This window comes from Rhizobium acaciae (assembly GCF_025941625.1).
Classification (GTDB): Bacteria; Pseudomonadota; Alphaproteobacteria; order Rhizobiales; family Rhizobiaceae; genus Rhizobium; species Rhizobium acaciae.
In genome coordinates this window covers 76,097-90,180 of sequence record NZ_JAPCZO010000003.1, presented here as the reverse complement: position 1 = coordinate 90,180, position 14,084 = coordinate 76,097, and the positions used below count along the sequence as shown (strand labels likewise).

The following is a 14,084-nucleotide window of genomic DNA, read 5'->3' as shown; positions in this document are numbered from 1 at the left end:
GCCGGATTTAGCCAAGCCTGAAGGCAAAGTACAGGCTGACGGCGAGAAAAACTGCAACGTTGCAGGAGGAAAACAGAACAGCTGCAACGCCGCTGCAGCCGCCCCTCCCCCACCGCGCAGCTACCCTCATAACGGCAATGTCAGCAGTCGTGACTTGGCCATTGAGACCGCGATCCTTACACGGGAAATGGCATCACAAATATGAAAGGAATCCAATGCTCTCTTCGGTCCATTCGCTGCAGCCTCATCTGCTGAGCCTGTTGCGCATCGTCTCGTCACTTGTCCTTTTCAGCTTCGGAACACAGAAAATCCTGCATTTTCCGGCTGCGGCAAGCGTGCCGCCGGCGGGGTCGCTCTCCTGGGTTGCCGGGCTGCTCGAACTCACCTTCGGCTTCCTGGTCCTGGTGGGATTCCAGACCCGTATCGCAGCATTCGTGCTCTCGGGCCTCATGGCCTTCGCCTATTTTATCGGGCATGCTTCAAAGGGCATCTACCCCGCCCAGAACGGCGGCGTCGCGGCGATCCTGTTCTGCTTCGTGTTTCTTTATCTGGTGGCGGCAGGTGCCGGACCGCTGAGTGTCGACAACCTGCTGAGGCGTGGCCGTACAGCGGCGGCTTGATCAAAAATAAAACAAAACGCCGAGGCGACTCGAGACCGCCTCGGCGTTTTTCATGGGGCCACGCGGATCGGTAAATTCAGACCTTGACCCATGCGCCGTTCTTCTTGGAAGACGCGACGCAGGCTTCGACGAAAGCCACACCCTTCACGCCGTCATCGACCGTGGGGTAGACCACCGCCTTGTCGACGGCCTTACCCTTCTTGCGGGCGTTGATCGCATGCGCGGCTTCGGTATAGATCGTCGCAAAGGCTTCGAGATAACCTTCCGGATGCCCAGATGGCACACGCGTGACACGGCCGGCAGCCGCGCCTGAACCGGCACCGCCCCGGGTGATCAGCCGCTTCGGCTCGCCGAAAGGCGTGTACCACAAGTAGTTCGGGTCCTTCTGGGTCCATTCCAGCCCGCCCTTGGTGCCGTAGACGCGCACCATCAGGCCATTTTCATGGCCGGGCGCCACCTGGCTGCACCAGAGCATGCCCTTGGCCGGTTTCTCCGACCCCTTCGCCTTGAAGCGCAGCATGACATGCGCATTATCGTCCAGCCGGCGACCCGGAACGAAACTGTCGAGGTCGGCGGCGAGGCTGTCGAGCTCGAGACCAGTGATGAAGGCAGCGAGATTATAGGCATGCGTGCCGATATCGCCGGTCGAGCCGCCGACGCCGGACTGCGCCGGATCGGTGCGCCAGGCGGCCTGCTTCTGGCCGGTTTGCTCGACCGCTTCCGTCAGCCAGTCCTGCGGATATTCGGCCTGGACGACGCGGATGTCGCCGAGTTCGCCATTCGCGATCATCTCGCGCGCCTGACGGACCATCGGATAACCGGTGTAATTATGCGTCAGCACGAAGAGCGCGCCGCTCTCGTCGGCAATCTTCTTCAGCTTCTTCGCATCGGCAAGGTTTGACGTCAGCGGCTTGTCGCAGATGACATGAATGCCGCGCTTGAGGAATTCCTTGGCTGCATCGTAGTGAACATGGTTCGGCGTGACGATCGCCACCGCCTCGATGCCATTTTTCAGCTTCGCCTCGCGGATCGCCATCTCGCGATAGCTGGAATAGGTCCGCGACGGATCGAGGCCGAGGTCGCGGCCGGATGCGATCGCCTTTTCGGGCGAAGCCGACAGCGCGCCGGCGATGAGATCGTACTGATCGTCGATGCGGGCCGCGATACGGTGGACCGCGCCGATGAACGCGCCCGCCCCGCCGCCCACCATGCCGAGCCGGATGCGCGGCTCGCGTGTCTGTTCGGATGATGCTTCGATTGCCATTCTGTCCTCCTGAAATTTAAATTTGGTGCGGATATGGCCCCTCATCCGGCTGCCGCCAGCTTCTCCCCGCTCGCGGGGAGAAGGGGTATGCCGCAGCGTCTTTTCCGCTCTCGACGTTTGGTCGGGCAAGTCCCCTCGCCCGTTTACGGGGAGAGGGTTAGGGGCAACCAACCAATATGCACTGATTTAGGAAAGCCCCAGCATCCGCCGGTTCGCCGCCTGGTCGGTACCGCTACCGGCGAAATCGTCGAAGGCTTTCTCGGTGACGCGGATGATATGCGCGGCGACGAATTCGGCGCCTTCGCGGGCGCCGTCTTCCGGATGCTTCAGCGCGCATTCCCATTCGACCACGGCCCAGCCGTCGAAATTATTCGCCGTCATCTTCGAGAACACCGCGCCGAAATCGACCTGGCCGTCGCCGAGAGAACGGAACCGGCCGGCGCGTTCGACCCAGCCCTGATAGCCGCCGTAGACGCCCTGGCGCCCGGTCGGATTGAACTCCGCATCCTTGACGTGGAACATCTTGATGCGGTCCTTGTAGATGTCGATATTGTCGAGATAATCGAGGCACTGCAGGACATAGTGCGAGGGATCGTAGAGCATGTTGGCGCGCGGATGGTTCTTCACCCGCTCCAGGAACATCTCGAAGGTGATGCCGTCATGCAGGTCTTCGCCCGGGTGGATCTCGTAGCAGACGTCGATACCGTTCTCGTCCGCGTGGTTGAGGATCGGCGTCCAGCGACGGGCGAGTTCGTCGAAGGCAGTCTCGACCAAGCCGGCAGGACGCTGCGGCCAGGGATAGATGAAGGGCCAGGCAAGCGCGCCGGAGAAGGTCGCATGCGCCGTAAGCCCGAGGTTTTTGGATGCCGTCAGCGCCATCTTGACCTGCTCGACTGCCCATTCCTGACGCGCCTTCGGATTGCCGCGCACCTCCGGTGCCGCGAACCCGTCGAAGGCTTCGTCATAGGCCGGATGCACGGCGACGAGCTGGCCTTGCAGATGGGTGGAGAGTTCGGTGATCTCGATGCCGTTTTCGCGAGCCTTGCCGGCGAATTCGTCGCAATAGTCCTTGGACGTGGCAGCCTTCTTCAGATCGATCAGCTGGCTGGCCCAGGTCGGTACCTGGACGCCCTTGTAACCGATGTCGGCCGCCCATTTGGTGATCGCGTCCCACGAGTTGAAAGGAGCAGTATCGCCCGCGAACTGGCCAAGGAAAAGGCCGGGGCCTTTGATCGTTTTCATGTCAGATTCCTCCCTGAATATTGACCGTAAACGTTTCTGATATGTTGTAGCACGCTATTTGGCGGGAGCAAGGCACCTCCTCGCCCTTGGCTCGTGATTTGGCACGAGGCCAGATGCGATATGGCTGGGAGCTAATCATGATGGGCTTTGGCGGGCAAGAGGTACGTGCAGCATTTTCGGCCAGCCGCCGTATGGAAGCATAAAAAAGCGCCCATCCTTTCGAATGGGCGCATGTCTCAAGACGATGGATCAGAACGGCGAATCCGGGAAATAGAAGTCCTTGGCATTCTCCTTCGTGACGAGAGTCGCATCGAGAATGTAGCTGCCATGAACCGGGACCTGATCGTAGAGGGCCGCAGCCGTCAGCTCCATCGCCGTGCCGACCATTGCCGGCGGATAGAGAACGTCGACCGGGATCAGCTTGTCGCCGTCCATGACCTTCTTGACCATGTCCTTGGAGCCGGCGCCGGCGACGACATACTTGATGTCGGTGCGCTTGGCCTGCTCGATCGCCTGCAGAACGCCGACGGCCATGTCATCATCCTGGCACCATACGACGTCGATCTTCTGGTACTTGGTCAGGTAGTCCTGCATGACCTTGAAGGCATCGTCGCGGTTCCAGTTGCCGTACTGGCGGTCGAGAACCTTGACGTTCGAGCCGGCAATGCCCTTGTCGAAGCCGTCCTGGCGCTGCTGGTCGATCGGGATCGGCAGACCGCGGATGATGACCACTTCGGCGTCCGGCGTCGTGTCCTTGATGTACTTGCCAGCGACTTCGCCGAGAGCCGGGTTGTTGCCGGCGACATAGAGGTCGCGCACGGAATTGTCGTTGTTGCTCGGCGCGCGGTCGACGAGGGCGACGAACTTGCCCTTGGCCTTGACTTCCTTGATGGCGTTGACGAGCGGATCCGGATCCGACGGCAGGATGACGAGGGCGTCGATGCCCTGCGTATCGAGATCCTGCACGGCGTTGGCCTGGCTGGCGGCGTCCGGCGAGGTCTTCACGATGACGTTAAGACCGGGATGTTCGGCCATCAGCAGCTTGGCGACGCGTTCGGCATGGAACACCACGCCCGACGTCCAACCGTGGTCGGCGGCCGGAATGGATACGCCGATCGTGAATTTCTTGTCCTGGGCGTGAGCGGCGCCGGCGAACGTCACCGCCGCAACCGCCAGGCCCAACATCAATTTACGCATGCTATTTCCTCCCAATAATTTCAGGGACTTTTCCATACGGGACCGGACGCCCTGTAAGTCCGGTCAATTCATGATTTGCGCACCAGCGAACGCTGGACGAACATGGCGATGATGATGATTGCACCCTGGATGGCGCCGATCAGATATTCGCTGATGAAATTCGAAAGCAGCATGATGTTGCCGACCAGTTCAAGAATGAAGGCGCCGCAGATCGTGCCCCAGACCCTGCCCGCGCCGCCCTTCAGCGCCGTGCCGCCGACGACGACGGCCGTGATCGCCTGCAACTCCCACAGGATACCCGTCGTCGCCGATGTCGAGCCGAGACGCGGAACGTAGAGCAGCACGGCGATGGCGACGCACAGTCCCTGGATGACGAAGGCAATCGTCCGCACACGGTTGACCGCGATGCCCGAATAGCGGGCGACATCGCTGTTTGATCCCACGGCGACGACGTGGCGCCCGTAGCGGGTGCGGTAGAGGATGAAGGCAGCAACCGCCGTCACCGCCAGGATCACCACGATCGGCACAGGCACGCCGGCGATATTGCCGAAATAAGCAGGGCGATAGAGCGTCTGGATATCGGCGGAGCGAAGTGTGATCGCGCCTCCCTGCGACAGCCATGTCGTCAGGCCGCGATAGATGCCCATCGTGCCGAGCGTCGCGATGAAGGGCTCGATCCTGCCCACCGTCGTGATCAGGCCGTTCGCCAGGCCGCAGAGTGCGCCGGCGACCATGGTGAAGACGACCGCGACCAGCAGCATCAAAGCCGGGTTTTCGATGGCGCCCGAATTCATCAGCAGGATCATCAGGCTGGCGACGAAGGCCACCATCGACCCCACCGACAGATCGAGATCCCCGGCCGATATCACGAAGGTCGCACCGACCGCGATGATGGCGATGAAAGCGCTGCGCGTTGCGACATTGGCAAGGTTGGTGATGCCGATGAAATTGGGATTAACCAGGGCTCCGACGATCAGCAGCAGCGCCAGGGCGACGAACGGCGCGACCGCACGCAGGTCGACATCCCGCCAGGATCGGCGCCGGATTTCCCTGGTCTCCTCGTTGACACTCATTTCCAAACCAACCTCCCGTCCCATATTTTCTGGGAATCTTATCTGTCGCCCTGATCGGTAAAGCCCTGCTTCAGCCTTCAGGCAGCCGCCTTCTTCTTGAGCCCGGCGGCGTAACGCATGATCTCCTGCTCGGAAATCTCCTCGCCCTCGAGCACGCCGACGATACGCCCTTCGCGCATCACCGCCACTCTGGTGCAGAGGCCGATGACCTCCGGCATCTCCGACGACACGACGATGATCGACCGGCCGTCCCGGGCGAGTGCCGAGATGAAATGATAGATCTGCTGCTTGGTGCCGACATCGATGCCGCGCGTCGGCTCGTCGATGATGATGATCTGTGGCTCGGTCTCCATGACCTTGGCGAGCAGCAGCTTCTGCTGGTTTCCCCCCGACATCCGGCCGGCGACGATATTGCCGTCGCGAACCCTGATATCGAAGCGGCGCTTGGCCTTCGCCATCGCGGCCGCCTCGCTGCCCGGGCTGAGATAGCCGTGACGAGCGTGCCTTCCGAGCGATTGCAGTGTCAGATTGGTCACCATGCCGGAGCGCAGCAAGAGGCCTTTCGACTTGCGGTCCTTGGTCATGTAGGCGAGCCCGCAGCGATTGGCGGCATGCACGTCGCCGGAGGGAACCGTTTCCCCCTTGATGACCACCTCGCCCTCGAGACGGGTCCGCAACCCGGCGATCGCTTCCATCAGTTCAGTGCGGCCGGAGCCGATCATGCCGGAAAACCCGATGATCTCGCCCTTGCGCACCTCGAAGCTCGCATCCTTCACATAACCCGTCGACACCGAAGCGACTCTGAGGACGACCTCCTCGTCGACATCAGGCTCGACCTTGGCGGGATAGAGGCTGGAGAGTTCGCGGCCGACCATCAGCTGCGCGATCGATTCCCCGTCCAGAACGGACGTCGGCGACGTCTTGATCCATTGGCCGTCGCGCAGCACCGTGACACGATCGGTCAATTCCATCACCTCGTCGAGCTTGTGGGACACGAAGACGAAGCTGGTACCCTGGTCGCGAAGCTTGCGAACCTGCTTGAACAGCATATTGGTCTCTTCCCGCGACAGCACCGCGGTCGGTTCGTCCATGAACACCACCCGCGCATCGCGGCTGATCGCCTTGGCGATTTCGACCATCTGCTTGTCGGCGATGGAAAGCGTGCTGATCAGCGCATTCTCGTCGACATGCGAACCGAGCACATCGAGAACCTTGCGTGTCTCCGACCGCATATATTTGCGGTCGAGAACGCCGAAGCGCGTGACTTCGCGCCCGAGAAAAAGGCTCTCCGTTACGGTCAGATGTTCGGCGAGGTTGAATTCCTGGTGAATGATGACGATGCCGAGCGCCTCGGCGGCGCCATTGGGCGGCAGGACGACCGGCTTGCCGTCGAGCAGGATTTCGCCGGAACTCGGCTGTTCGAAACCAGACAACACCTTGACGAGCGTGGATTTGCCGGCGCCATTTTCACCCATGAGGGCATGGATTTCGCCGGCGCGGAGATCGAAGTTCACGCTGAAGAGGACCTGCACTCCACTGAAGGATTTGCATATGCGCCTGGCGGACAGCACCACGGGTGCGGTGTCGGCAGCTTCCACAGTCATCTGGTCCTCCCAAAGCGGCATCCCATCCGCTCTGGAGCCTTATGTAAACCTTTACATTCATCGTGTAAAGGTTTACATCGTTGATTTACACAGATCAGTTGAAGCCTGCCTTTGACCTCTCGACAAGTCTGTGTAGTGTCGCGGCGAAGACAGCCCCAAGGCAGAGCCAGTGTCGAATTCCACGCCCGCAACCATCGAAGACGTCGCCCGGATCGCCGAGGTCTCTATCGCGACGGTTTCCCGGGCAATCCACATGCCGGAGAAGGTCGCCAACTCCACTCGCCTCAAGGTCAACCAGGCGATCGCCATCACGGGCTATACGACCAATGCCATGGCGCGCAGCCTGAGGCTCGGCCGCTCCAACATGATCCTCGTCGTGGCGCCCGATATCGGCGATCCCAATTTCTCCAACATTCTCGTCGGGCTGGAGAACGAAGCGCGCGCGCACGGCTACGGCATCCTGATCGGCCACACGCAGAACGATGCCCAGCGCGGCCTGGAATATCTAAAATTCTTCAATTCCAACCAGGCGGCCGGGTTGATCCTCTTCACCGGCATCCTGCCCTTCGGGCATCAGACGATGACCGCGCGGCTGCCGCCGAGCGTCGGCGTTTTCGAGCCCGTCTTCAACGGCGGCATTCCCTATGTCGGCGTCGACGACACCGAGGGCGCTCGCAAGGCGGTGGACCTGCTGCTGGCCGAAGGGCATCGCAAGATCGCCTTCATCGGTGATTCGCGCACCCGGCTTGCCTATACGAGACGCCGCATGGGTTACGATGCCGGTCTCGACGCCGCAGGCATCCCGCCCGACACCAGGATCGTGCTGGAAGGCGACGGCACGATCGAAAGCGGGCGGCATGCGGTCGAACAGCTTTTCATGCGCGACACGCTTCCAACCGCCTTCATGTGCGTGAACGACCAGACGGCGATCGGCGTCATGGTCGGGCTTGGCGCGCGAGGCTACGACATTCCGCGGGATTTCTCGGTGACCGGTTTCGACGACGTGCCGCAGGCCGTCTTCATATCCCCACCGCTGACCACGATCCGCCAGCCGAGAACGGCGATCGGCAAGCAGGCGATGGCGCTGCTGCTGGAACTTCTGTCCGATGGCCGGCCGACCGAAACGGAAATCTTGCTGCGGCCGGATCTGGTGGTTCGAAACTCCGTCTCGGCGCCGTCGCGCAACTGGTCGAAACGTTGAACCCGTATCAGCAAGCGCTTAAGGCGCATTTAGCCGGCAAAATGCGCCGGCGACCAATGGCCGCCGGCGCGCTTTATCAAACGTAACGATTGACGACGTTCTCAAGCAATTCCTGCTTGCCCGACCTTGGCTGCGGGTTCACGTCGTGGCTCTCGACATAATGGGTGATCTCGTCCAGCGAATACTCGCCGCGGAAGAGCTTCTGCGCCTCGGCGGATTCCCAGCCGGCATAACGATCGGCGAGCGGCTGCGACAGAGCCTTGTCCTCGATCATCCTGGCAGCGGCCTTCAGGCCGCGGGCGCAGCAATCCATGCCGCCGATATGGCCGATCAGCAGGTCCGCCGGGTCGAGAGACTGGCGGCGCAGCTTCGAGTCGAAGTTGGTGCCGCCGGTCTTGAAGCCGCCGCCAGCCAGAACATGGTAGTAAGCGAGCGCCATTTCGGGAACATTGTTCGGGAATTGGTCGGTATCCCAGCCGGACTGGTAGTCGTTGCGGTTCATGTCGATCGAGCCGAAGATACCGAGCGCATTGGCAAGCGCCAGCTCGTGCTCGAAGGAGTGGCCGGCAAGGATCGCGTGGCCCTGCTCGATATTGAGCTTCACCTCGTTTTCAAGGCCGTGCTTCTTGAGGAAGCCATAGACGGTCGCGACGTCGTAATCATACTGGTGCTTGGTCGGCTCCTGCGGCTTCGGCTCGATCAGGATCGTGCCCTTGTAGCCGATCTTGTGCTTGTATTCGACGACGAGGTTGAGGAAGCGGCCGAGCTGGTCGAGCTCGCGGCCGATATCGGTGTTGAGCAGTGTCTCGTAACCTTCGCGGCCGCCCCAGAGCACGTAGTTTTCGCCGCCGAGCTTCTGCGTGGCGTCGATGCAGGTCTTCACCGTCGCGGCTGCGAAAGCGAAGACGTCAGGATCCGGATTGGTCGCAGCGCCCGACATATAGCGCCGGTGGGAGAAGAGGTTCGCCGTGCCCCAGAGCAGCTTGGTGCCGGTTGCGGCCTGCTTCTCGGCGAAATAATCGACGATCTCGTTGAGGTTTTTAGTGTTCTCGGCAAAAGTCTTGCCTTCCGGACGCACGTCGGCGTCATGGAAGCAGTAGTAGGGCGAGCCGAGCAGCGAGAAGAATTCGAAGGCGACGTCGGCCTTGAGCTTGGCGGCCTTCATCGTGTCCTCGAACCAGGGACGCAGGAAGGTCTGCCCGCCGAAGGGATCGCCGCCCGGCCAAGTGAAGGTGTGCCAGTAGGCCACCGCAAAGCGCAGATGGTCTTCCATGCGCTTGCCCATGACGATCTCGTCCGGCTGGTAGTGGCGGAAGGCCAGCGGATTGGTGCTGTCCGGGCCTTCGTATTTTACTTTCTGGATATCGCCGAAAAATCCGGTGCTCATGTTGGTTCTCCTTGGGTTTGTATCTGTTTGCAGTTCCGAATTCTTGTCTACGCCAGGGGCCCCCTCATCCGCCTGCCGGCACCTTCTCCCCGATGGGGAGAAGAGACTCGCTGCGGCGCTTCTTTCCCCTTCTCCCCTCGGGGAGAAGGTGGCCCGAAGGGTCGGATGAGGGGGCCGCTGGCTCCAGTTCTCAATGCGCCAGCGACTTGATCGCCGGGTAGAGTGCGCGATAGCGCTTGTAGGCATCCTCGTAAGCGCCGTTCAGTGCGGATACCGGCTCGATCGTGCCTGCCGTCACCGGCGGCGTGCAGACGGCAATCGGATCCGCGCCCGTTGCAGCGATCAGGCCGAGGCGGGCGGCGCCGAAGGCCGCGCCGAAATCGCCGTCGGCCGGCAGGTCGACGGGAACGCCGAGTGCGGTCGCGATCGACGCCAGCCAGTAACGCGAGCGCGAACCGCCGCCGATTGCCGTGACGCGGGATATGCCGGTGCCGGCCGAACGCAGGGCTTCGAGATTGTCGCGGATGGCGAAGGCGACGCCTTCGAGCACCGCCTGGGTCAGAACGACACGGCTGCTTTCATGTTCAAGGCCGATGAAGGCGCCGCGGATGACGGCATCATTGTGCGGCGTGCGCTCGCCGGAGAGATAGGGCAGGAAGGTGACGCCGGTGGGTGCCTTCAGCGTCTCGCCGAGTTCGCCGGTGAGATCGGCGGCCGACTTGCCGGTCACGCTGGAATGCCAGTTGAGCGCATCGGTGGCCGACAGGATGACGCCCATCTGGTGCCAGGTGTTCGGCAGCGCGTGGCAGAAGGCATGCACGGCGCTTTCCGGCTTCGGCAAATAGGAACCGTTGGCGGCAAAAAGCACGCCTGATGTGCCGAGCGAGACGAAGGCGGCGCCATCGCTGACCGTGCCCATGCCGCAGGCCGAGGCCGCATTGTCGCCGGCACCGCCGGCAACGACGACATCACCTGATATACCCCATTGCGCCGCCAGTTCGGACCGCAGCTTGCCGGCCTGCTCGGTGCCCTCGACGAGCGCCGGCATCTGCCCCTCGGAAAGGTTGGTGGCGGCGAGCAGTTCGGAGGACCAGGCGCGCTTGCCGGTGTCGAGCCAGGAGGTGCCGGCCGAATCCGACATTTCCGAGATATAGTCGCCGGTCAGCCACAGACGCAGATAGTCCTTCGGCAAGAGCACCTTGGCAATCTTGCCGAAGACATCGGGCTCATGCTTCTCGATCCAGGCGAGCTTCGGCGCCGTAAAGCCGGGGAAGACGATGTTGCCGGTGAGCGCGCGAAAGCGCGGATCGACATCGAGTGCTGCGGCCTCGACGTAGCTGCGGGTGTCGTTCCAGAGGATGCACGGGCGCAGGACCTTGTCGGTCGCATCGATGAGCGTTGCGCCATGCATCTGGCCGGAAAGGCCGATGCCCTTGACCGCCGCCAACTCCTTCGGATGTTTTGCCTTGAGGCCGGCGACGGCCTCCTCGGTGGCGCGCACCCAGTGGGCCGGCTCCTGCTCCGACCAGCCGGAATGCGGACGCGACACGTCGAGCGAACCGTTGGCCGAGCCGACGATCTTCTGATCACCGTCAATCAGCATCGCCTTGACGCCGGAGGTTCCGAGATCGAGACCCAGATACATGTGGTGTTTCTCCCTTTGCCGTTACGGCAGATTGTCTTTCAGGAATATGTCGAGGCGGATGCGCTCCTGCGCTTCGATGACGGCAAGCCCGTCCGCCTTGGCCTTCAGCACGCGGATCGCACTGCGCACCTCATGGCCGGCATCCTGGTTGAGGATCGCATCGATCGTGTTGTCGATGAGTGCTGCGCGCGTGTGGGCGGTCAGTTCGTGGGCGATCACGGTCAGCACGCGGTCGACGGCCTTCTCCTTCAACGCCCGGATCAGGCCGCGATTGCCGGCGCCGAGGCTGTAGACGCCGATGATGCCGGCATTCTCGAGCGCGTCGGCAACGAGCCTGTGGGCGACCTCCGGGTCGTCGCGGCCCTCGAGAACCGGCAGGATTGCAAGATCGGGAAATTCCTCAGCCATGACAGCGGTAAAGCCCTCCAGCCGCTCGCGATGGTCGCGCACCAGCATGGAGCCGGCGAGCACGGCGATTTCACCCTTCCGCGGCCCGAGGAATCGTCCGAGCAGCCGGGCGGCTGTGCGGCCGGCTGCGATATTGTCGACGCCGGCATAGTGATGGCGGAGCGAGCCCGTGAGATCGGAAACCAGAGTGACGATGGGAAAGCGCTCGCGCACCAGCCTGTCGACGGCGGCGCGCACGTCAGGCGCATCGGTAGCAACCAGCGCAATGCCACAGGGCTTTTCGCGGGAAAGCTCTTCGAGCACGGAGACGAGGGCAGCCGGATCGAAGGCCGGCACCTCGATGGTGCGGATATCGGTGCGCTCGGCCGACGATCGGAGGACTGCCTGGCGGATCTCGGCATTGAGCCCGTGCATGAAGGAGTTGTCGCTGGCCGGGAGGATGAAGACCAGCGGATAGGTGCGCCCTTTGGCAAGATTGGCGGCGGCGACGTCTCTGACATAACCGAGTTCGCGGATCGCGGTCTCGACCTTTTCCCGCGTGACGTGGCGCACACCGGGACGCTGGTTGAGAACCCGGTCAACGGTCGCCAGGCTGACACCGGCGGCGGCGGCGATATCGTGAACGGTTGGCCTCATCATTCCTCCTGACGAGACCATTAGCGCCAATTTTGATGTACGTAAATCAAAAAATCGAACGGGCGGGTTTCCGCATCGTTTTCCCGGCATGTTCGCTTCGGACCGATCCGGTGGCGATGATCGACCTGATGACATAGCGACCTGAAAACGGCAAACAAAAAGACCCTCCGAAGAGGGCCTTTTCAAGGGGCGGCAGGCCGGAGGTCAGTGGCCGCCACCGCCTCCCCCCCCTTGCGGCGCGGGTTTCTTGATCATGGCGACACCGAGGATCATGGCAAGGAAGAGTGCGGTCAGGATCAGGAACACGTCACTGAAGGAAAGAATGATCGCCTGTTTGGTGGCAAGGCCGACCATCTGCTTGATCGCAACCGAGGCGCCATCCATGCCATAGGTGTTGAAATTGGCGGCCATGTTGTTCATCTGGTCGATCGCCGCCGGATTGCCCCAGTCCATATTCTCCCGCAGCCGCTCGTAGTGCACGTCCTGCCGGTTGGTGAGCACGGTATTGATGACGGCAAGGCCGACGGCGCCCCCGAGGTTTCTGGTCAGGTTGAACAGGCCGGACGCGCCGCGGATGCGCGAGGGCGGCATCGTGCCGAGCGCGATGTTGTTGATCGGCACCATGCACATCATCAGCCCGAAGCCGCGCAGGATCTGCGGGATGAAGAGCTCGTAGAAATCCCAATCCGCCGTCAGATGCATCATGATGAAGGTGCCGGCGGCAAAGCTGACGAAGCCGATCACCATCATCAGGCGCAGATCCATCTTGGTCGACAGCCGCCCGGCGATCGGCGCGGTGAAGAACATCGCAAGCCCGGAGACGAACATCGTCTCGCCGATCATCAGTGAATCATAGCCGCGGATGCGCCCGAGATAGACCGGATAGATATAGGTGAGACCATAGAGACCGATGCCCATGACGAAGGAAAACACCGAGCCGAAGGAGAAATTCCGGTTCGAAAAGGCCTTGAGGTCGACGACGGGGAAATCCACCGTGAAGGCGCGATAGAAGAAGACGATGGCTGCAACGCCGGAGGCAACCGCTGCGATGGTGATGAAACTGTCGTTGAACCAGTCGTTCGAATTGCCCTCTTCGAGCACATATTCCAGCGCACCGAGGAAGACGCCCATCGAGATCAGACCCCACCAGTCGAACTTCTTGAAGAGCGACAGCTCCGGCTTGTCGAAATCGATGAAGTTCCAGGTGACGATCGTGACGATGATGCCGGGCACGATGTTGACGAGGAACAGCCAGTGCCAGGAAAAGGCATGGCTGAGATAACCGCCGACGGTCGGGCCGATGGTCGGCGCCAGCGTCGCAATCAAGCCGATGATCGGCGAGACGATGCTGCGCTTCGACGGCGGGAAGATGGTGAAGGCGGCCGCGAACACCGACGGGATCATGCCGCCGCCGATGAAGCCCTGGATGACCCGGTAGACGATCATCTGGTCGATATTCGTCGCGGTCGCGGCAAGCGCGCTCGCCATGGTGAAGCCGGCGGCCGAGATCGCAAAAAGATACCGCGTCGAGATGATGCGCGCCAGCGTGCCCGAGAGCGGGATCATGATCACTTCGGCGATCAGATAGGACGTCTGCACCCAGCCGATCTCGTCGCTGCCGGCCGAAAGGCCGGCCTGGATCTCCGCAAGCGAGGCCGAGACGATCTGGATGTCGAGGATCGACATGAACATGCCGAGCACCATCGCGAAGAAGGCGATGAGCTTCTTCGGATCCATGCGCTCGTCGGCATGGGCGGGTGCCGCCGGCATCGTCCCCGCCGTTGCTGTCGCGCTCCCGGCCATCAGA

Annotated in this window: 11 protein-coding genes; 2 read left to right on the top strand and 9 right to left on the bottom strand. The window is 62.0% G+C overall.

Annotation, left to right across the window (positions count from 1 at the left end):
- The first annotated feature begins 215 nt into the window (after positions 1 to 215).
- Complete coding sequence (locus OLZ32_RS06240; protein WP_003543018.1) at positions 216 to 620, top strand: DoxX family protein; 405 nt, start codon at positions 216 to 218, stop codon at positions 618 to 620.
- Positions 621 to 696: 76 nt separating this feature from the next.
- Here OLZ32_RS06240 and OLZ32_RS06235 read toward each other — a convergent pair whose 3' ends face one another.
- The 5 genes from OLZ32_RS06235 to OLZ32_RS06215 form a co-directional block, all read right to left on the bottom strand.
- Positions 697 to 1,884, bottom strand: coding sequence for a Gfo/Idh/MocA family protein (locus OLZ32_RS06235; protein WP_003543019.1), 1,188 nt, complete (start codon positions 1,882 to 1,884; stop codon positions 697 to 699).
- Positions 1,885 to 2,070: 186 nt separating this feature from the next.
- Positions 2,071 to 3,126 carry a sugar phosphate isomerase/epimerase family protein gene (locus tag OLZ32_RS06230; RefSeq protein ID WP_017989458.1) on the bottom strand — a complete coding sequence of 352 codons (1,056 nt, stop codon included), beginning with the start codon at positions 3,124 to 3,126 and terminating at the stop codon, positions 2,071 to 2,073.
- 249 nt (positions 3,127 to 3,375) lie between these two features.
- Entirely contained in the window at positions 3,376 to 4,323 is a 948-nt protein-coding gene (locus tag OLZ32_RS06225) for a substrate-binding domain-containing protein (RefSeq protein ID WP_003543021.1), read from the bottom strand.
- 68 nt (positions 4,324 to 4,391) lie between these two features.
- A complete protein-coding gene (locus OLZ32_RS06220; RefSeq protein ID WP_011653575.1) occupies positions 4,392 to 5,396 on the bottom strand; it encodes an ABC transporter permease in 1,005 nt (334 codons plus the stop codon).
- A 77-nt stretch (positions 5,397 to 5,473) separates the two neighbouring features.
- Positions 5,474 to 7,000 (bottom strand): sugar ABC transporter ATP-binding protein, encoded by a 1,527-nt coding sequence (locus OLZ32_RS06215; RefSeq protein WP_003543023.1) that lies wholly within the window; start codon positions 6,998 to 7,000, stop codon positions 5,474 to 5,476.
- A gap of 169 nt (positions 7,001 to 7,169) precedes the next feature.
- Between OLZ32_RS06215 and OLZ32_RS06210 the strand changes: the two genes are divergently transcribed.
- The gene (locus tag OLZ32_RS06210; RefSeq protein WP_003543025.1) at positions 7,170 to 8,201 is read left to right on the top strand and encodes a LacI family DNA-binding transcriptional regulator; all 1,032 of its coding nucleotides are present in this window, start codon (positions 7,170 to 7,172) and stop codon (positions 8,199 to 8,201) included.
- Positions 8,202 to 8,277: 76 nt separating this feature from the next.
- Here OLZ32_RS06210 and xylA read toward each other — a convergent pair whose 3' ends face one another.
- From xylA to OLZ32_RS06190, 4 genes are all read right to left on the bottom strand, one after another.
- Positions 8,278 to 9,588, bottom strand: coding sequence for a xylose isomerase (gene xylA, locus OLZ32_RS06205; RefSeq protein WP_017989459.1), 1,311 nt, complete (start codon positions 9,586 to 9,588; stop codon positions 8,278 to 8,280).
- Between the two features lie 190 nt (positions 9,589 to 9,778).
- Positions 9,779 to 11,233 carry a xylulokinase gene (xylB, locus tag OLZ32_RS06200; RefSeq protein ID WP_264420179.1) on the bottom strand — a complete coding sequence of 485 codons (1,455 nt, stop codon included), beginning with the start codon at positions 11,231 to 11,233 and terminating at the stop codon, positions 9,779 to 9,781.
- 21 nt (positions 11,234 to 11,254) lie between these two features.
- Complete coding sequence (locus tag OLZ32_RS06195) at positions 11,255 to 12,277, bottom strand: LacI family DNA-binding transcriptional regulator (RefSeq protein ID WP_003543030.1); 1,023 nt, start codon at positions 12,275 to 12,277, stop codon at positions 11,255 to 11,257.
- A gap of 204 nt (positions 12,278 to 12,481) precedes the next feature.
- The gene (locus OLZ32_RS06190; protein ID WP_164038707.1) at positions 12,482 to 14,080 is read right to left on the bottom strand and encodes a DHA2 family efflux MFS transporter permease subunit; all 1,599 of its coding nucleotides are present in this window, start codon (positions 14,078 to 14,080) and stop codon (positions 12,482 to 12,484) included.
- Positions 14,081 to 14,084 lie beyond the last annotated feature (4 nt).

Bases quoted from the DNA above. Each gene is read 5' to 3' on its own strand.
- OLZ32_RS06220 (WP_011653575.1), bottom strand. From the start codon at position 5,396: ATGAGTGTCAACGAGGAGACCAGGGAAATCCGGCGCCGATCCTGGCGG.
- OLZ32_RS06195 (WP_003543030.1), bottom strand. From the start codon at position 12,277: ATGAGGCCAACCGTTCACGATATCGCCGCCGCCGCCGGTGTCAGCCTG.
- OLZ32_RS06225 (WP_003543021.1), bottom strand. From the start codon at position 4,323: ATGCGTAAATTGATGTTGGGCCTGGCGGTTGCGGCGGTGACGTTCGCC.
- OLZ32_RS06230 (WP_017989458.1), bottom strand. From the start codon at position 3,126: ATGAAAACGATCAAAGGCCCCGGCCTTTTCCTTGGCCAGTTCGCGGGC.
- OLZ32_RS06190 (WP_164038707.1), bottom strand. From the start codon at position 14,080: ATGGCCGGGAGCGCGACAGCAACGGCGGGGACGATGCCGGCGGCACCC.
- OLZ32_RS06240 (WP_003543018.1), top strand. From the start codon at position 216: ATGCTCTCTTCGGTCCATTCGCTGCAGCCTCATCTGCTGAGCCTGTTG.
- xylA (WP_017989459.1), bottom strand. From the start codon at position 9,588: ATGAGCACCGGATTTTTCGGCGATATCCAGAAAGTAAAATACGAAGGC.
- OLZ32_RS06235 (WP_003543019.1), bottom strand. From the start codon at position 1,884: ATGGCAATCGAAGCATCATCCGAACAGACACGCGAGCCGCGCATCCGG.
- OLZ32_RS06215 (WP_003543023.1), bottom strand. From the start codon at position 7,000: ATGACTGTGGAAGCTGCCGACACCGCACCCGTGGTGCTGTCCGCCAGG.
- xylB (WP_264420179.1), bottom strand. From the start codon at position 11,233: ATGTATCTGGGTCTCGATCTCGGAACCTCCGGCGTCAAGGCGATGCTG.